The 16,822-nt window shown below is 69.6% G+C and carries 23 protein-coding genes, 1 tRNA gene and 1 pseudogene; 9 read left to right on the plus strand and 16 right to left on the minus strand.

Annotated elements, in window-relative coordinates; all coding sequences use genetic code 11:
• Positions 1–64: 64 nt before the first annotated feature.
• Positions 65–406, minus strand: coding sequence for a co-chaperone GroES (locus tag OG737_RS10335; RefSeq protein ID WP_030239046.1), 342 nt, complete (start codon positions 404–406; stop codon positions 65–67).
• A gap of 46 nt (positions 407–452) precedes the next feature.
• The gene (locus OG737_RS10340) at positions 453–770 is read right to left on the minus strand and encodes a DUF3618 domain-containing protein (protein WP_328925911.1); all 318 of its coding nucleotides are present in this window, start codon (positions 768–770) and stop codon (positions 453–455) included.
• A gap of 109 nt (positions 771–879) precedes the next feature.
• On the opposite strand from OG737_RS10340, the gene bcp reads away from it, so the two are divergent.
• The 3 genes from bcp to OG737_RS10355 all read left to right on the plus strand — a co-directional run bounded on the left by bcp (position 880) and on the right by OG737_RS10355 (position 2,112).
• Positions 880–1,347 carry a thioredoxin-dependent thiol peroxidase gene (bcp, locus tag OG737_RS10345; RefSeq protein ID WP_328925912.1) on the plus strand — a complete coding sequence of 156 codons (468 nt, stop codon included), beginning with the start codon at positions 880–882 and terminating at the stop codon, positions 1,345–1,347.
• A 149-nt stretch (positions 1,348–1,496) separates the two neighbouring features.
• A complete protein-coding gene (locus tag OG737_RS10350) occupies positions 1,497–1,985 on the plus strand; it encodes an HNH endonuclease signature motif containing protein (RefSeq protein ID WP_405921448.1) in 489 nt (162 codons plus the stop codon).
• Positions 1,986–2,039: 54 nt separating this feature from the next.
• A tRNA-Leu gene (locus tag OG737_RS10355) sits at positions 2,040–2,112 on the plus strand.
• A 52-nt stretch (positions 2,113–2,164) separates the two neighbouring features.
• On the opposite strand, the gene rdgB is transcribed toward OG737_RS10355, so the two are convergent.
• The 4 genes from rdgB to OG737_RS10375 all read right to left on the minus strand — a co-directional run bounded on the left by rdgB (position 2,165) and on the right by OG737_RS10375 (position 4,477).
• Complete coding sequence (gene rdgB, locus OG737_RS10360; RefSeq protein ID WP_328925914.1) at positions 2,165–2,779, minus strand: RdgB/HAM1 family non-canonical purine NTP pyrophosphatase; 615 nt, start codon at positions 2,777–2,779, stop codon at positions 2,165–2,167.
• Between the two features lie 31 nt (positions 2,780–2,810).
• Positions 2,811–3,215: a hypothetical protein gene (locus OG737_RS10365; RefSeq protein ID WP_328925915.1), complete on the minus strand. Its 405-nt coding sequence runs from the start codon at positions 3,213–3,215 to the stop codon at positions 2,811–2,813.
• A gap of 100 nt (positions 3,216–3,315) precedes the next feature.
• Complete coding sequence (gene rph, locus OG737_RS10370) at positions 3,316–4,041, minus strand: ribonuclease PH (protein ID WP_030717976.1); 726 nt, start codon at positions 4,039–4,041, stop codon at positions 3,316–3,318.
• Between the two features lie 100 nt (positions 4,042–4,141).
• Entirely contained in the window at positions 4,142–4,477 is a 336-nt protein-coding gene (locus tag OG737_RS10375; RefSeq protein WP_328925916.1) for a PTS glucose/sucrose transporter subunit IIB, read from the minus strand.
• A 128-nt stretch (positions 4,478–4,605) separates the two neighbouring features.
• On the opposite strand from OG737_RS10375, the gene OG737_RS10380 reads away from it, so the two are divergent.
• Positions 4,606–5,907: a PTS transporter subunit EIIC gene (locus OG737_RS10380; RefSeq protein WP_405921449.1), complete on the plus strand. Its 1,302-nt coding sequence runs from the start codon at positions 4,606–4,608 to the stop codon at positions 5,905–5,907.
• A gap of 334 nt (positions 5,908–6,241) precedes the next feature.
• The gene (locus tag OG737_RS10385) at positions 6,242–7,453 is read left to right on the plus strand and encodes a PTS transporter subunit EIIC (protein WP_328930279.1); all 1,212 of its coding nucleotides are present in this window, start codon (positions 6,242–6,244) and stop codon (positions 7,451–7,453) included.
• A gap of 91 nt (positions 7,454–7,544) precedes the next feature.
• On the opposite strand, the gene OG737_RS10390 is transcribed toward OG737_RS10385, so the two are convergent.
• The gene (locus OG737_RS10390; RefSeq protein WP_405679891.1) at positions 7,545–8,297 is read right to left on the minus strand and encodes an MBL fold metallo-hydrolase; all 753 of its coding nucleotides are present in this window, start codon (positions 8,295–8,297) and stop codon (positions 7,545–7,547) included.
• 205 nt (positions 8,298–8,502) lie between these two features.
• Between OG737_RS10390 and OG737_RS10395 the strand changes: the two genes are divergently transcribed.
• Complete coding sequence (locus tag OG737_RS10395; RefSeq protein WP_405679890.1) at positions 8,503–8,922, plus strand: hypothetical protein; 420 nt, start codon at positions 8,503–8,505, stop codon at positions 8,920–8,922.
• Positions 8,919–9,266 carry a DUF488 domain-containing protein gene (locus tag OG737_RS10400; protein WP_405921450.1) on the plus strand — a complete coding sequence of 116 codons (348 nt, stop codon included), beginning with the start codon at positions 8,919–8,921 and terminating at the stop codon, positions 9,264–9,266. The genes OG737_RS10395 and OG737_RS10400 overlap by 4 nt, the downstream gene beginning before the upstream one ends.
• 143 nt (positions 9,267–9,409) lie before the next feature.
• Here the strand turns inward: OG737_RS10400 and OG737_RS10405 are convergent, their stop codons facing one another.
• The 8 genes and pseudogenes from OG737_RS10405 to OG737_RS10440 all read right to left on the minus strand — a co-directional run.
• Complete coding sequence (locus OG737_RS10405; protein WP_405921451.1) at positions 9,410–10,360, minus strand: PLP-dependent cysteine synthase family protein; 951 nt, start codon at positions 10,358–10,360, stop codon at positions 9,410–9,412.
• A complete protein-coding gene (locus tag OG737_RS10410) occupies positions 10,360–10,647 on the minus strand; it encodes a MoaD/ThiS family protein (protein ID WP_328925922.1) in 288 nt (95 codons plus the stop codon). The genes OG737_RS10405 and OG737_RS10410 overlap by 1 nt, the downstream gene beginning before the upstream one ends.
• A 91-nt stretch (positions 10,648–10,738) precedes the next feature.
• Positions 10,739–10,846 (minus strand): putative leader peptide, encoded by a 108-nt coding sequence (locus OG737_RS10415; RefSeq protein WP_328925923.1) that lies wholly within the window; start codon positions 10,844–10,846, stop codon positions 10,739–10,741.
• Between the two features lie 77 nt (positions 10,847–10,923).
• Positions 10,924–11,346 (minus strand): M67 family metallopeptidase, encoded by a 423-nt coding sequence (locus tag OG737_RS10420; protein ID WP_328925924.1) that lies wholly within the window; start codon positions 11,344–11,346, stop codon positions 10,924–10,926.
• Between the two features lie 77 nt (positions 11,347–11,423).
• Positions 11,424–12,866 carry an amino acid permease gene (locus tag OG737_RS10425; protein WP_328925925.1) on the minus strand — a complete coding sequence of 481 codons (1,443 nt, stop codon included), beginning with the start codon at positions 12,864–12,866 and terminating at the stop codon, positions 11,424–11,426.
• Between the two features lie 319 nt (positions 12,867–13,185).
• A complete protein-coding gene (locus OG737_RS10430; protein ID WP_405679889.1) occupies positions 13,186–13,797 on the minus strand; it encodes a DUF2017 domain-containing protein in 612 nt (203 codons plus the stop codon).
• Entirely contained in the window at positions 13,797–14,111 is a 315-nt protein-coding gene (clpS, locus tag OG737_RS10435) for an ATP-dependent Clp protease adapter ClpS (RefSeq protein WP_328925927.1), read from the minus strand. Before clpS ends, OG737_RS10430 begins: the two co-directional genes overlap by 1 nt.
• 46 nt (positions 14,112–14,157) lie before the next feature.
• Positions 14,158–14,362 (minus strand): annotated as a pseudogene (locus OG737_RS10440) (hypothetical protein); the annotation flags it as partial.
• 59 nt (positions 14,363–14,421) lie between these two features.
• On the opposite strand from OG737_RS10440, the gene OG737_RS10445 reads away from it, so the two are divergent.
• Both OG737_RS10445 and OG737_RS10450 read left to right on the plus strand, forming a co-directional pair.
• Positions 14,422–15,750 carry a nicotinate phosphoribosyltransferase gene (locus OG737_RS10445; RefSeq protein WP_405679888.1) on the plus strand — a complete coding sequence of 443 codons (1,329 nt, stop codon included), beginning with the start codon at positions 14,422–14,424 and terminating at the stop codon, positions 15,748–15,750.
• 99 nt (positions 15,751–15,849) lie between these two features.
• Positions 15,850–16,443, plus strand: coding sequence for an isochorismatase family protein (locus tag OG737_RS10450; protein WP_328925929.1), 594 nt, complete (start codon positions 15,850–15,852; stop codon positions 16,441–16,443).
• On the opposite strand, the gene OG737_RS10455 is transcribed toward OG737_RS10450, so the two are convergent.
• Entirely contained in the window at positions 16,440–16,754 is a 315-nt protein-coding gene (locus OG737_RS10455) for a hypothetical protein (protein ID WP_328925930.1), read from the minus strand. The two genes, OG737_RS10450 and OG737_RS10455, sit on opposite strands and share 4 nt — an antisense overlap.
• Positions 16,755–16,822 lie beyond the last annotated feature (68 nt).

The raw sequence follows: 16,822 nt of genomic DNA on the forward strand, positions 1-16,822 counted from the left end.
TGGCGACCTAGGCCACCAGCCCTTTTCACGGCAGTTCTCAGAAGAATCAGAGGCGTCAGAGGCGTCAGAGGTAGAGACCCGTGGAGTCCTTCGACCCCTCCAGCCGCTCGGCGGCCACGGCGTGCAGATCCCGCTCGCGCATCAGCACGTACGTCGCACCCCGCACCTCGACCTCGGCACGGTCCTCGGGGTCGTACAGCACCCGGTCGCCGGGCTCGACGCTCCGTACGTTCTGCCCGACCGCGACCACCTCGGCCCAGGCCAGCCGCTTGCCGACCGCGGCCGTCGCCGGGATGAGGATGCCGCCGCCGGAGCGCCGCTCGCCCTCGGGCAGGTCGGACTTCACGAGCACGCGGTCGTGGAGCATACGGATGGGCAGTTTGTCGTGGGTGGTGTTCTCGCTCACGCCCCGAACCTACCCGCCCGCGTCGAGGCCGCGCTCCGCAGGGTCATCAGCGCTTGCGCCGCACCGAGAGCACCACTACCCCCACCACACCCGCCGCGAGCAGCGCGACGGGCACGATCCGCTCCATGCGCGGAGCCCCGTCCTCGTGGCGCAGCGCGCCATTCACGTCCGTCACGAGGCGGTTCACCGCGACGTACGCCCGCCCGACGGTGTGGTCGACCGTCGAGGCGGCCCTGGCCTTCGCGTCCCCGATGATCGTCTTCGGGTGCATGCGCACACCGATCTCGTCGAGCGTCTCGGCGAGCTGCTCGCGGCGGCGGACGATGTCCGCCTCGATCTGTGCGGGGGTCCTGGCTTCCGGCACCGCGCTGCCTCCGTCGTCGTGTCGTCTGTGGGGGCGTAGTCCGCCATGAACAGTCTGTCAGCAGCTTAGTCTCGTGCCATACCGATCCCCTCTTGAGGAGACTGCCGACATGAGCGAGCGACTTCAGCCGGGCGATACCGCCCCCGCCTTCACCCTGCCCGACGCGGACGGCAACGAGGTCTCGCTGGCCGGCCACAAGGGCCGCAAGGTGATCGTCTACTTCTACCCGGCCGCCCTGACGCCGGGCTGCACCAAGCAGGCCTGCGACTTCACGGACAACCTCGACGTCCTGGCGACGGCCGGCTACGACGTCATCGGCGTCTCCCCCGACAAGCCGGAGAAGCTCGCGAAGTTCCGCGAGAAGGAGCACCTGAAGGTCACCCTGGTCGGCGACCCGGAGAAGGAGACCCTGACGGCGTACGGCGCGTACGGCGAGAAGAAGCTGTACGGCAAGACGGTGACGGGGGTCATCCGCTCGACGGTGGTCGTGGACGAGGAGGGCAAGGTCGAGCACGCCTTCTACAACGTCAAGGCGACCGGCCACGTGGCCAAGATCATCAAGGACCTGGGCATCTGACCCAGCCCCCTGCCCCGCAGGAAGCGGCCCGCACCCAACCGGTGCGGGCCGCTCCGTTTATCGGACGAAATCGGCCGCAACTCTCCGACTATCGACCCGTTACTCCGTACGAGAGCCGCACGGGCGGCCGGGATGCGGAGGGGGCGAGGATGCCGACTTCGAGCCGGATGGGGATGAAGTGGACGAGGGAGATCCTGGCCGAGGCCGTGGCCGCGTCGACCACCATGTGCGAGGTCCTCGGGCGCCTCGGCCGTGACGTCATGGGCGGCCACCACACGCACATCAGTCGCAAGGTGAAGGCGTTCGGCACCGACACTTCGCACTTCAAACTGCCCTCACGTGCGGGACGCCCCAACACGCGGCGCACTCCGGAATCGATCCTGGTCAGGCAAGACGACACCCGTGCCCGCCGGGCCCAGAGCGAGCACCTCAAGGGTGCACTCGCCGCACTCGGCATCCCCGAGCGGTGCGCGATGTGCGGTATCGAGCCGACCTGGCAGGGCTATCCGCTACCGCTGGAGGTCGACCACATCGACGGCGACTGGCGCAACAACCAGCGGGAAAACTTGCGGCTGCTCTGCCCCAACTGCCACGCGGTAACGGACACCTGGTGTCGAGCAGGGCGGCACAGTCGTTAGACCACGGGTACATCGACCACGGCTGCGGCGCGCGCAGTAGAGTGTTCCTCGCTTGCGTCCGTACGCCACCTGGTGAGCGGCGGTCTTTAGGTGGCCGCGTATGTCGGTTCGAATCCGACCGGGCGCACTCGATGAACAGGGCCTGTTCTCCCGGACTCGGGAGAACAGGCCCTGTCTCGTCAGCCCAGGAGTTCGCGGACCACCGGGACCAGGGCGCGGAAGGCCTGGCCGCGGTGGGAGATGGCGTTCTTCTCCGCCGGGGTGAGCTCCGCGCAGGTGCGGGACTCGCCCAGCGGCTGGAGGATCGGGTCGTAGCCGAAGCCGCCCGTGCCCGACGGGGCGTGGCGCAGGGTGCCCAGGAGGCGGCCCTCGACGACGCGTTCGGTGCCGTCCGGGAGGGCCAGGGCCGCCGCGCAGAAGAAGTGGGCGCCGCGGTGCTCCTCGTCGATGTCGCCGAGCTGCGCCAGCAGGAGGCGGAGGTTGGCCTCGTCGTCGCCGTGGGCGCCGGCCCAGCGCGCCGAGAAGATGCCGGGGGCGCCGTTCAGGACGTCCACGCACAGGCCGGAGTCGTCGGCGACCGCCGGGAGGCCGGTGGCGCGGGCCAGGGCGTGGGCCTTGAGGAGGGCGTTCTCGGCGAAGGTGACGCCGGTTTCCTTGACGTCCGGGATCTCGGGGTACGCGTCCGCGCCGACCAGCTCGTGCGGCAGGCCGGCGTCGGACAGGATGGCGTGGAGTTCGGCGATCTTGCCCGCGTTGCGGGTCGCGAGGATGAGGCGGCTGGGCGTGGAGGTCATGGCCCCCATTATTTCGCGGTCGCCGGCCGGGTCAGCCCGGGGTGCAGACCTTGGAGATCTCGCTCGCCGCGTCCGCGACCGGCTGGATGTCCGGGGTGGCGTCGCCGTTCTGGATGGCGGTGCGGACGTTCTTCACCGCCGTGCTCATCGAGTCGATGGCCTTGCCCAGGTCGGCGTTGTCCGTCTGGTCGCCGATCTTCTTGAGGTTCGTCTCGATCTGGTTGAGCGCGTTCTGGGCGTCCTGCGGGCTGTTGCCGGCCTGGGAGACCGCCTGCTGGAGGTCGTTCGCGCCGTCGGTGATGGCCACCGCGGTGTTCGCGCAGTCCATCGCGGTGGAGATCGCGTCGCAGGAGGTGAGGGCGGGTATCGCCAGGGCGGCCGCGACGGCCACGGCGGCGATGCGGTGCTTCGGCTTGACGGACTTCAGCGTCTTCATCTTCTGGTCCCCGGGGAGTCGGATGCGTGGACGGGCGCACGGCTTTGACACCGTGCGCCCGTACCAGGACGGACGCGAATCCGCGCGCCGCGGTTGCCGCTTACAGTTCCAGCGCGCCCAGCTGGATGGCTTCCAGGTCCGCGCAGCCGCCGGCGGCGAGGTCGAGGAGGGCGTTCAGTTCCTTGCGGTCGAAGGGCTCGCCCTCGGCGGTGCCCTGGACCTCGACGAAGCGGCCGTCGCCGGTGCAGACCACGTTCATGTCGGTCTCGGCGCGCACGTCTTCCTCGTAGCAGAGGTCGAGGAGCGGGACGCCGTCGACGATGCCGACGCTGACGGCGGCGACGGTGCCGGTGAGCGGCTTGCGGCCGGCCTTGATGAGCTTCTTCTGCTGGCCCCAGGCGACGGCGTCGGCGAGGGCGACGTAGGCGCCGGTGATGGCGGCGGTGCGGGTGCCGCCGTCGGCCTGGAGGACGTCGCAGTCCAGGACGATGGTGTTCTCGCCGAGGGCCTTGTAGTCGATGACGGCGCGCAGGGAGCGGCCGATGAGGCGGGAGATCTCGTGGGTGCGGCCGCCGATCTTGCCGCGGACGGATTCGCGGTCGCCGCGGGTGTTGGTGGAGCGGGGCAGCATCGAGTACTCGGAGGTGACCCAGCCTTCGCCGCTGCCCTTGCGCCAGCGCGGGACGCCTTCGGTGAAGGAGGCGGTGCAGAAGACCTTGGTGTCTCCGAAGGAGATGAGGACGGAGCCCTCGGCGTGCTTGCTCCATCCGCGTTCGATGGTGACCGGGCGGAGCTGTTCGGGCGTACGGCCGTCGATGCGAGACATGGCTCCGAGCCTAGTCCCTGCGGCAGAACGCGAAGACCCCGTCCGGGTGTATCCGGAACGGGGTCTTGTCGTTCGGCGGGCGAGCCTTGTGGGGCTCAGCTCACATCATGTCTTCGATCTCGCCGGCGATCGGGTCGGCGTCGGTGCCGATGACGACCTGGATCGCGGTGCCCATCTTGACGACGCCGTGGGCGCCGGCGGCCTTCAGGGCGGCTTCGTCGACGAGGGCGGGGTCGTGGACCTCGGTGCGCAGGCGGGTGATGCAGCCCTCGATCTCGTCGATGTTGTCGATGCCGCCGAGCCCGGCGACGATCTTCTCAGCCTTGGTGGCCATGTGTTTCTCCCTGAGTTCTACGAAGAACGAGTCTCGGCGGCCAGGTATCCGGATACCCACCTGCGTGATCCGCTTTGCCACGGTAACGCACGGTTGGCCCATCTATGCGAGCGCATGACTGCTGTCTGTCGAATGATGACGATCAGCAGTCGCCTGCCCCACGACTGGTCTACACCAGTGTGCCGCACGTGCCGCAACTGCCAAAAACGGGCCGGTCAGGGAGGACGCCGATGAGTGCGAGCAGCGCTGCAGCAGCGCCGCAGCCGAAGTGGTGGAACGGCTTGTTCCAGGGGCTGCAGAAGATGGGGCGGAGCCTTCAGCTGCCGATCGCCGTCCTGCCCGCCGCGGGCATCCTGAACCGCCTGGGGCAGCCCGATGTCTTCGGTGTGGAGGGCCTCGCCTGGACGGACGTCGCCAAGGTGATGGCGGGCGCGGGCGGGGCGCTGCTGGATCCCGACCTCGGGCTGCCGCTCCTCTTCTGCGTCGGCGTCGCGATCGGCATGGCGAAGAAGGCGGACGGCTCGACGGCCCTGGCGGCGGTGGCGGGGTTCCTCGTCTACCGCGGGGTGCTGCACGCGTTCCAGAAGCCCTGCCCGGCGGGGACCAAGGACATCGGGGGCGGCTGCCTGGGGCCGAACGACACCTTCGTGTCGTACACGTACCAGAATCCCGGTGTCTTCGGCGGCATCATCATGGGCCTGCTGGCGGCCTGGTTCTGGCAGCGCTACCACCGGGTGAAGCTGGTGGACTGGCTGGGCTTCTTCAACGGGCGCCGGCTGGTCCCGATCATCATGTCGTTCGTCGCGATCGGGTTCGCGGCCCTGTGCCTGTGGATCTGGCCGCCGGTCGGTGACGCGCTGGAGAGCTTCTCCGACTGGCTGGTGGGCCTGGGCTCGTGGGGCGCCGGGATCTTCGGTGTCGCGAACCGCGCGCTGCTGGTGATCGGCCTGCACCAGTTCCTGAACGTGCCGGTGTGGTTCCAGTTCGGCAGCTTCACCACGCCGGACGGCAAGGTGGTCCACGGCGACATCAACATGTTCCTCAACGGCGACCCGCAGGCCGGGCAGTTCCTGTCCGGGTTCTTCCCCATCATGATGTTCGCCCTCCCGGCGGCGGCGCTGGCGATCACCCATTGCTCGAAGCCGCGGCGGCGCAAGGAGGTCGGCGGCCTGATGCTGTCGGTCGCGCTGACGTCCTTCGTCACCGGGATCACCGAGCCGCTGGAGTACTCCTTCCTCTTCGTCGCGCCCGTGCTGTACGTGATCCACGCGTTGCTGACGGGCGCCTCGATGGCGGTGACGTGGGCGCTGGGCGTCCATGACGGCTTCAGCTTCTCGGCCGGCCTGATCGACTACGTCATCAACTGGGGCCTGGCGACGAAGCCGGCGCTGATCATCCCGATCGGCCTGGGTTTCGCGGTGGTCTATTACGCTGTCTTCCGGTTCGCGATCACCAAGTTCGACCTGGCCACCCCGGGCCGGGAGTCGGACGAGGAGATCGACGAGATGGAGAAGGACAACATCAAGGCGTAGGCCCCGTCCGGCGGTTCACCGGACCTGCGGCCCGCCTCCCCGAGGCCCTCGGATCTCCGGATCCGGGGGCTTCGGCCATGTTCGCGGCGGACCCAAACCTGTTGTGGCGTAGACCACAGGAAATCGAAGGTTCCTTATCTAACCCTCACCGTGTTACAACTGGTCTACACCATCAATTGGTGTAGACCACGTGCGCCTGTCTGCGCTCGCGTTCCCCCCTTTTACGAGACGTCGCCGTCCCCCGGCTCACCCCCTGGCGGCGCCTTGCCCACTGGAGGAAGTTGTGACCACGGCTACCGCCCCCGCGGCGGAGAAGAAGAAGGGCGCTGGCGTGATGGCCGTCATGCAGCGCATCGGCCGGAGCCTCATGCTCCCCGTTGCGGTGCTGCCCGCAGGCGCTCTGCTCATCCGCCTGGGCCAGGACGACATGCTCGGCAAGGCGTCGCTGCCCGACTTCGTCAACAAGATCGCCACGTACATGGCGGCCGGCGGAGAAGCGATCATCGTCAACATGGCGCTGCTGTTCGCCGTCGGTATCGCGATCGGCTTCGCCAAGAAGGCCGACGGTTCGACCGCACTCGCCGCCGTCACGGGCTACCTGGTCTTCTCGAAGGTCCTGGCCACCTTCACGGATCCGAGCCTGCCGCAGATCGAGAAGGTCGTCGATCACAAGGTCGTCCTGGTGGACGCACCCGTCGACGCCAAGGTCCTCGGCGGCGTCGTGATGGGCATCGTCGTCGCGCTCCTCTACCAGCGCTTCTACCGCACCAAGCTGCCCGACTGGGCGGGCTTCTTCGGCGGACGCCGCCTGGTCCCGATCCTCTCCGCCTTCGCGGGCCTGTTCATCGGCATCGTCTTCGGCTACATCTGGCCGGTCCTCGGCACGGGTCTGCACAACTTCGGTGAGTGGCTGGTCGGTTCCGGCGCCGTCGGCGCGGGCATCTTCGGTGTCGCCAACCGTGCGCTGATCCCGGTCGGCATGCACCACCTGCTCAACTCCTTCCCGTGGTTCCAGGCCGGCGAGTACAACGGCAAGAGCGGTGACATCGGCCGCTTCCTCGCCGGTGACCCGACCGCCGGACAGTTCATGACCGGCTTCTTCCCGATCATGATGTTCGCCCTCCCGGCGGCCTGCCTCGCGATCGTCCACTGCGCCCGTCCCGAGCGCCGCAAGGTCGTCGGCGGCATGATGTTCTCCCTCGCGCTCACCTCCTTCGTCACCGGTGTGACCGAGCCGATCGAGTTCACCTTCATGTTCATCGCCCCGGTGCTCTACGCGGTCCACGCGGTCCTCACCGGTATCTCCATGGCGCTGACCTGGGCCCTGGGCATGCGTGACGGCTTCGGGTTCTCGGCGGGTCTGGTCGACTACCTGCTGAACCTCGGCATCGCCGAGAACCCGCTGGGCCTGGCCGCCGTCGGCCTCTGCTTCGCGGTGGTCTACTACTTCGTCTTCCGCTTCGCGATCACCAGGTGGAACCTCCCCACCCCGGGCCGCGAGTCCGACGAGGAGCTCGCCGAGCTGGCGAAGGCCGAGGCCAAGTAGGCCGCACCGCCTCCGGTACGACGGAGCCCCCGCTCTCCCCGAAGGGAGGGCGGGGGCTTCGTCGTACCTCGGACACGCCGGGCCTCGGACCTCAGACCTCGTACACGGCGCCCGCGTACGCCAGGTCGATCGGGCCGTCGTAGGCCGAGCGGGCGTCGGCGAGGTTCTGCTGGGCGTCCGTCCACGGCGGGATGTGGGTGAGGACGAGGCGGCCGACCCGGGCGCCGCGCGCATACTCCCCGGCCTCGTGGCCGTTGAGGTGCAGGCCGGGAATGTCCTCCTTGCCGTGGGTGAAGGAGGCCTCGCAGAGGAAGAGGTCGGTGCCCTCGGCGAGCAGGCCGAGCTCCGGGCAGGTTCCGGTGTCCCCGGAGTACGTGAGCGAGCGGCCGCCGTGCTCGATGCGGATGCCGTACGCCTCGACGGGGTGGCTGACCCTCTCGGTACGGACCTGGAAGGGGCCGATCTCGAAGCTGCCGGACTTCAGGGTGCGGAAGTCGAAGACCTCGCTCATCGAGCGCTCGTCGGGCACGTCGTCGTAGGCGGTGGTCAGGCGCTTCTCGGTGCCCTCGGGACCGTAGACGGGGATGGTGCCGCAGCGGCCGCCCTCGTGCCGGTAGTAGCGGGCCACGAAGTACGCGCACATGTCGATGCAGTGGTCGGCGTGCAGATGGCTGAGGAAGATCGCGTCGAGGTCGTAGAGACCGATGTGGCGCTGGAGCTCGCCGAGGGCGCCGTTGCCCATGTCGAGAAGCAGCCGGAAGCCGTCGGCCTCGACGAGGTAGCTCGAACAGGCCGATTCCGCGGACGGGAACGACCCCGAACAGCCGACGACGGTGAGCTTCATGGAGCGTGAACCTCCGTGGACGGTCCGTGGACGGAATGCGGGCCGTGCGTGCGTTGAGCGTAAGGCGCGAAACGGCCCGTCGCTCCTCCACGGCGGGCCGTTGTGGGGGGAATCACCTGCACTGTCACCCGGGGGAGCGACGGTGGGTACGGGCGTTGCCAAAGGTTGTCATGCCGGGGCGTTCCCGCGCGGCTACGGTCGAAACATGGACACGTCCTGGTGGCCCGCGGTGGCCGCGGTCGTGGCCGTGGCACTGGTGATGCTGCTCGCCGGGGCACGGCTGGGGCTCCCCCGCCGGGCCCCTGCCGCGCACGGCCCCGGTGCGCCGCCGGTGCCGCGGCCGGGTGAGCTGTGGTCGCTGACGGACGGCCGGGTCTGTCTGGTCCTGGCGGTGGCGCAGGTACGGGGCCACCGGGCGCGGGTCGCGTGGATCACCGGGAAGTACGACGACCGGCGGGCCGGGGTGGTCCCGCTGCCGCCGGGGACGGTGGGGGCGCAGGGCCGGGCGAGCTTCCTGGAGGCGGACCGGCCGGCGGAGGTGTCACTGTGGGAGTTCCGTGGCCGGCTGGGGGTGCTGGACCCGGCGGTGTGGGACGAGATCAAGGGGCTCGGAGGTGGCCGGTGATCCGTTTGCGGCGTGTGTACGACCCGCTGGAGCCCGAGGAGGACGGTGTCCGGGTGCTCGTGGACCGGCTGTGGCCGCGGGGCCTTTCGAAGGCGGCGGCGGGGGTGGACGAGTGGCCGCGGGCCGTTGCCCCGTCGAGCGAGCTGCGGAAGTGGTTCCACGGGGGCGGCTCCGCCGGTGAGTTCCGGCGGCGGTACGAGGCGGAACTGGCCTCCGCCGACGCGGTGGCGGAGCTGGACCGGTTGCGTGCGCTGGCCGCGGCGGGGCCGGTCACGCTCCTGACCGCCGTCAAGGATCTGGAGTCGAGCCACGCGGCGGTGCTCGCGGAAGTGCTGCGCGGCTAAGCGTCGGCTCAGCGGCCTCGGGGAGGCCGCTGAGGCGGTGCCCCCGTCCGGTGGCCTCCGGGCGAGGCCGGATGTGGCGGGGGCGGATGTGGCGGTGTTCCCGCGGCGCCACATCCGCCCGCCGGGCGACCTTCGGGGTCCGGCTACGCCCAGAGCTGGCCCTGGAGGACCTCGATCGCCTCTTCCGTCGTCGCGGCCGTGTAGACGCCGGTCGACAGGTACTTCCAGCCGCCGTCGGCCACGACGAAGACGATGTCCGCCGTTTCGCCGGCGGCCACCGCCTTGCGGCCGACGCCGATCGCCGCGTGCAGGGCGGCGCCGGTGGAGACTCCGGCGAAGATGCCCTCCAGCTGGAGGAGCTCCCGGGTCCGGGTGACCGCGTCCGCCGAGCCCACCGAGAAGCGGGTGGTCAGGACGGAGGCGTCGTAGAGCTCGGGGACGAAGCCCTCGTCCAGGTTGCGCAGGCCGTACACCAGGTCGTCGTACCGCGGTTCGGCGGCGACGATCTTGATGCCCTCGACGTTCTCGCGCAGGTAGCGGCCGACGCCCATCAGGGTGCCGGTCGTGCCCAGGCCCGCCACGAAGTGGGTGATCGAGGGGAGGTCCGCCAGGATCTCGGGGCCCGTCGTCGCGTAGTGCGCGCCCGCGTTGTCCGGGTTGCCGTACTGGTAGAGCATCACCCAGTCGGGGTGCTCCGCCGCCAGTTCCTTGGCCACGCGTACCGCGGTGTTCGAGCCGCCGGCGGCGGGCGAGGAGATGATCTCGGCTCCCCACATGGCGAGAAGGTCCCGGCGCTCCTGCGAGGTGTTCTCCGGCATCACGCAGACGATGTGGTAGCCCTTGAGCTTGGCCGCCATCGCCAGGGAGATGCCGGTGTTGCCCGAGGTGGGTTCCAGGATGGTGCAGCCGGGGTACAGCCGGCCGTCCTTCTCGGCCTGCTCGACCATGTGGAGCGCGGGGCGGTCCTTGATCGAGCCGGTCGGGTTGCGGTCCTCCAGCTTCGCCCAGATACGGACGTCGTCCGAGGGCGACAGCCGGGGCAGCCGGACGAGCGGCGTGTTGCCGACCGCGGCCAGCGGGGAGTCGTATCGCATTACTTCGATCCGCCGGCGACGGCCGGGAGGATGGTGACGCTGTCGCCGTCCGTGAGTTCGGTGGTGATGCCGGCGAGGAAGCGGACGTCCTCGTCGTTGAGGTAGACGTTCACGAAGCGGCGCAGCTCGCCGCCCTTCGACTCGTCGACGATGCGCTCGCGGATGCCCTTGTGGCGGGTCTCCAGGTCCGTGAACAGTTCGTCCAGGTTCGCGCCCTCACCGGTCACGGCCTTCTCGCCGTCGGTGTAGGTGCGGAGGATGGTGGGGATGCGGACCTCGATGGCCATGGCTGGCTCCAGTCGTGAAGGATCGTGAGGGAGGGCGTGAGAACGTGAAGCGCGCGGTTCGTCGGCCCCCCGCGCAAGAGGGCTCCGGTGCTCAGGAGGCAGGACAGATGGCGCTGGCGAGGCGGCACAGGTCGACGTGCAGCCGCGCCACGAGCAGCAGCCTGCCGGGCGTCTCGATGCTCACGTCTTGGGGAACCATGCGGTCATGTTAACGATTCCCGCTCCCCGGTTTGGAGTGTGATCCCGCATCTCGGACGCCCATTGCCCACATACTGGTCAGTAGGCCTCGACGACCTGCACTTCTTCCTCGGTGATCACACCGTCGACGATCCGGTACGAGCGGAACTGGAACTCCCCGAGACCGTCCTTGTCGGCCGTGGAGACCAGTACGTAGTGGGCGCCGGGCTCGTTCGCGTACGTGACGTCCGTGCGCGAGGGGTAGGCCTCGGTCGCGGTGTGCGAGTGGTAGACGATCACCGGCTCCTCGTCGCGGTCGTCCAACTCGCGGTAGAGCTTCAGCAGGTCCTTCGAGTCGAACTCGTAGAACGTGGGCGAGCGGGCCGCGTTGAGCATCGGGATGAAGCGCTCCGGGCGGCCGGTGCCCGCCGGGCCGGCCACGACACCGCACGCCTCGTCGGGGTGGTCCTGGCGGGCGTGCTCGACGATCTGGTCGTACAGGGCCTGGGTGAGGGTCAGCATGAGCGACAGGATAGACAGACGGGCCCTTCCGTACCGAGGGGTGGTACGGAAGGGCCCGAATGCTGGACAGGAGTGGTTCAGGAGGCCTTGGTGAAGGCCGCTCCGGCCGGGTTGCGGGCCTTGAGGACCAGGTAGGACACGCCGAGGATCAGACCCCACAGCGGGGCGCAGTACAGCGAGACGCGGGAGTCCTTGTCGATGCCCATCATCACGATGACCATGCCGATGAAGAGCAGTGCGAACCAGCTGGTCCACGGGGCGCCGGGGGCGCGGAAGGCGGACTGCGGGAGCTCGCCGCGGTCGGCCTTGGCGCGGTAGCGGATCTGGCAGACCAGGATCATGATCCAGGCCCACATGCCGGAGATCGTGGCGAAGGAGACGACGTAGTCGAAGGCCTTGCCCGGGGCGACGTAGTTGATCCAGACGCCCACCAGCATCAGCGCGGCGGAGAAGGTGGTGCCGACCAGCGGGGTGCCGCTCTTGGTGAGCTTGGTGAAGACCTTCGGGCCCTGGCCGTTGAGCGCGAGGTCGCGCAGCATGCGGCCGGTGGAGTACATGCCGGAGTTGCAGGAGGACAGGGCGGCGGTCAGGACGACGAAGTTGACGATCGCGGCGCCGACGCCGAGGCCCATCTTCTCGAAGGCCAGCACGAAGGGGCTCTCGCCCGCCTTGAAGTTCGACCACGGGATGACCGACATGATCATGATGAGCGCGCCGACGTAGAAGACGGCGATGCGCCACGGCACGGTGTTGATGGCCTTGGGCAGGGTCTTCTCGGGGTCCTTGGACTCGCCGGCGGTGACGCCGACCAGCTCGACCGCGAGGAAGGCGAACATCACGATCTGCAGCGTCATCAGCGTCTCGCCGATGCCGTTGGGGAAGAAGCCGCGGTCGCTCCACAGGTTGGAGACGGAGGCGGTGGCGGCGGCGTCGGAGAAGCCGATCGTGAGGATGCCGGCGCAGATCAGGATCATGCCGACGATGGCCGTGACCTTGACCATCGAGAACCAGAACTCCAGCTCGCCGAAGAGCTTCACGGAGATCAGGTTGGCGGCGTAGAGGATGACGGTGAAGATCAGCGCGTACGCCCACTGCGGGAAGCTGTCGTGGGTCCAGTACGACATGTACTTGGCGGCCGCGGTGACCTCGGTGATGCCGGTGACCACCCAGAACAGCCAGTACGTCCAGCCGGTCGCGTAACCCCAGAACGGGCCCAGGAACTCGCGGGCGTAGTCCGAGAAGGAACCGGAGACGGGGCGGTACATGAGCAGCTCGCCCAGCGCCCGCATGATGAAGAAGATGACCAGGCCCGCGATGGCGTAGGCCAGGATCAGGCTCGGTCCGGCCTTGGAGATGGCCTTGCCCGCGCCCAGGAAGAGGCCGGTGCCGATGGCTCCGCCGATCGCGATCATCTGGATCTGGCGGGCGCCGAGCGCACGGTGGTAACCCTCGCCGTCGCCGTCGTCCGAAGTGCCCTCGCCGGGCGTCCTGCCGTGCTGCTCGACCTGCACAGAGGTCATGTCTTGGTGCGCCTTTCTCCACGCCGACCCGCGCCTTCTGCAGGCCGCGGATCGGGTCCTCGATCCCCCCGGATACGGATGGAGTTGCACCCGGCGGTCAGCCGGTTCAAGCACGCCGCGGGACATGGGTGGCGTCCCGTCGACGGTCGTGAAGATCTATCACGTGCTCACGGGTGAACGAGGGCGGGGAAAGTGGCACAGGCCACGGCGATTCCAGGACAAAGGTCTAGAAACGAATCAGATCACCGTATGACGGTGATCTGATCGTTATCCGGATTTGAGCGTCCGCTGAGCGAACGGCGCACGCCCTTGAGGAAGATCAGAGGCTCTCGGCGAGCGTCTCGACGAGGGTCTCCTGGAGACCGCCGAGCCAGAGGTACGCCATCACCATCGGCTTGCGCGGATCGTCGTCCGGAAGCCGGAAGAGCGACTCGCTCTCGTCGTCCTCGGTGATGTCGAGGCGGGCCGCGAGGGTCAGCCGCAGGTCGTTGAGGGCGCCGAGCCAGCGCAGCGGCAGCTCCCCGGTCAGCTCCAGGACCGCCACCCCGTCACCGGCCGGGGTGAGCGCGTCCAGGCTGCGCACGACCGCCAGCGCGTCCTCCCGCTTGCGGGTGCGCAGGTCGTTCTCGGTGAACCGGCGGAACTCCGCCGACCGGGCGCGCAGCTCATCGGGGTCCTGCGCGGGCTCCGCGCCCGGCCCCCCGTACGCGTCGGGGAAGAGCCGGGCCAGCGCCGGGTCGGACGGGGGCTCGGTCGGGCCGTCGGCGGCGAACAGCGCGGCCAGCGGGTCGGCGTCCGCGGCGGGCTCCGGCTCGCCCGGTCCGATCAGCTCGAGCAGCTGGACCGCCAGGGACCGCAGGATGGAGATCTCGATCTCCTCCAGCGCCACGGCGGCGCCACCGCCCTTGAGGGGCTGGAACGTGCCGCCCATCAGTTGCGGTCCTGGGAGAGGGTCGCCCACAGGCCGTAGCCGTGCATCGCCTGCACGTCGCGCTCCATTTCCTCGCGGCTGCCGCTGGACACGACCGCCCGCCCCTTGTGGTGGACGTCGAGCATCAGTTTGTGCGCCTTGTCCTTGGAATAGCCGAAGTACGCCTGGAACACGTACGCCACATAGCTCATGAGGTTGACCGGGTCGTTGTGCACCAGGGTCACCCAGGGGACGTCGGGTTCGGGGACCGCGAAGGTCTCTTCGGCCGATTCGGTGCGTTCGATCTCTACAGGAGCAACACTCACTCGTCCCATGCTGCCACTTTGACTGCGCCCCTGCCCAAAGGGGGGGCTGCCTGGCTCACGCTGCCTGCGGGACCTGCGGTCCGGCAGGTCTTCCGCGATCAGCACCAGCCGGGTTCAGACCAGCCCGGACGTGGGGGCACCTCCCAGCGGTAGCTGGGGGACATCACACGCGCGGAGTTCTTGTCCCGTGGAGAGACGACTCCACACGCGGTGCTGTTCGAGTGAACATCGGCTTCGCTCCGGAGGGAGTGACGGGTCCGTCGCACAAACGGGCCCTACATCTCGTCACTTTGACGAGATGTGCGCTAGCATCCGTGACATGAACCCTGCGGACCTGGGCCTGCCGGTGGACGTGCCGTCGACAGCGCTCTTCACGGACCATTACGAGCTCACGATGCTGCAGGCCGCCCTGGCCAACGGCACCGCCGACCGCCGCTCGGTCTTCGAGGCGTTCACCCGGAGGCTGCCCGAGGGGCGCCGGTACGGCGTGGTGGGCGGCACCGGCCGGGTGCTCGACGCGGTGGAGAACTTCCGCTTCGACAGCGCGGTGCTGGAGTTCCTGCGCGAGCGGGCCGTCGTCGACATGCGGACCCTGGACTGGCTGTCCTCGTACCGCTTTTCGGGCGACATCTGGGGCTACCCGGAGGGGGAGGTCTACTTCCCCGGCTCGCCGATCCTGCGGGTGGAGGGCAGCTTCGCCGAGTGCGTGCTGCTGGAGACCGTGATCCTGTCGATCCTGAACCACGACTCGGCGATCGCGGCGGCCGCCTCCCGGATGTCCTCGGCGGCGGGCGACCGCCCGCTGATCGAGATGGGCGCGCGCCGCACGCACGAGCTGGCCGCGGTGGCCGCGTCGCGGGCCGCGTACGTGGGCGGCTTCACCTCCACCTCGGACCTGGCGGCCGGATTCCGGTACGGCATCCCCACGGTCGGCACGAGCGCCCACGCCTTCACGCTGGTGCACGACAGCGAGCGCGACGCGTTCACCGCGCAGGTGGCCTCGCTCGGCGGCGGAACCACGCTGCTGGTGGACACCTACGACGTGGCCGAGGCCGTACGGACGGCCGTGGAGATCGCGGGCACCGACCTCGGCGCGGTGCGCATCGACTCGGGCGACCTGCTGCTGGTGGCCCACCGGGTACGGCAGCAGCTGGACGAGCTGGGCGCGACCTCGACGAAGATCGTGGTCACCTCGGACCTGGACGAGTACGCCATCGCCTCGCTGGCGGCGGCGCCGGTGGACGCGTACGGGGTGGGCACGCAGCTGGTGACGGGCAGCGGGCACCCGACGTGCTCGATGGTCTACAAGCTGGTGGCGCGGGCGACGTCGGCGGACCCGAAGGCTCCGCTGCTGCCGGTGGCGAAGAGGTCCACCGGCGGGAAGACCTCGATCGGCGGACGCAAGTGGGCGGCGCGGCGCGTGGACGCGGAGGGCGTCGCGGAGGCCGAGGTCGTCGGGACCGGGCCGGTTCCGTCGGCCCTGGCCGACCACCAGCTCCTGACCCAGCTGGTCAAGGCCGGCGAGGTCGTCGCCCGCGAACCGCTGGAGGCCGCGCGCGACCGCCATCGCACCGCCCGCGCGGCCCTGCCGCTCTCGGCGACCCAGCTCTCCCGCGGCGAGGCCGTCATCCCGACGGAGTACGCGTAGCCCCCGGTTTCGGGTAGGGGCGGGGTGGGGGAAGAGCCCCCGCAGGGCCCGGGGGGCCGCCCGCCGCCGCACAATGGACACTGAGCCGAAGGACACGTCATGCACCGCGCACTGATCGTCGTCGACGTACAGAACGACTTCTGCGAAGGCGGCAGCCTCGCGGTCGCCGGCGGGGCCGACGTCGCCGCCGCCATCACCGAGCTCATCGGGCAGGCCACCCCCGGTTACCGGCACGTCGTCGCCACCCGTGACCACCACGTCGACCCGGGCAGCCACTTCGCGCACCCGCCGGCCGAGCCGGACTACGAGACCTCCTGGCCCGTGCACTGCGTCGCCGGGACCGAGGGCGTCGGGTTCCACCCGAACTTCGCCCCCGCCGTGGCCTCGGGCTCGGTCGCGGCCGTATTCGACAAGGGCGCCTACGAGGCCGCGTACAGCGGGTTCGAGGGGGCCGACGAGAACGGGGCGGACCTCGCCCAGTGGCTGCGGGACCGGCACGTCACCGAGGTGGACGTGGTCGGGATCGCCACGGACCACTGCGTGCGGGCCACCGCCCTGGACGCCGCCCGCGCCGGCTTCGCCACCCGCGTACTGCTCGACTTGACGGCCGCCGTGGCCCCGCACACCACCGAGAGGGCGCTGGAGGAGCTCCGGGCGGCCGGAGTGACCCTGATCGGCGGCACGGCCTCCTAGGTACCCAGCAGGGCCCGGATGGGGTGCCACAGCTCCTGCGCGCGGTCGGGTGCGCCGCGCCACAGGAGGCCGTCCGGGTGGTGCAGGACGGCGGTGACCTCGTCGGGGGTCGGCGGCTGCGCGTTGCCGCGCAGGTACACCGCACGCATGCCGAGGTTCCGCAGCCTGGTCAGGGCGCGGGCCCGGTTCGCGGCGTGCACGAGGACGCGGACGTTTCCGCTGTCGTCGCCGTCACCGGGTGACGGCCTCGGCAGTGTGAGCGCGACCACCACACTGCCGCCCGGCAATCTGACGAAACCTCCACCTGGCATGGATGTCATCTCCCCCGTCAATAAGAAACTCGTACCGCGCATCTAAACGCGATCGGCCGCCGCCCGCT

The sequence above is a fragment of the Streptomyces sp. NBC_00122 genome (genome assembly GCF_045160845.1).
Lineage (GTDB): Bacteria > Actinomycetota > Actinomycetes > Streptomycetales > Streptomycetaceae > Streptomyces.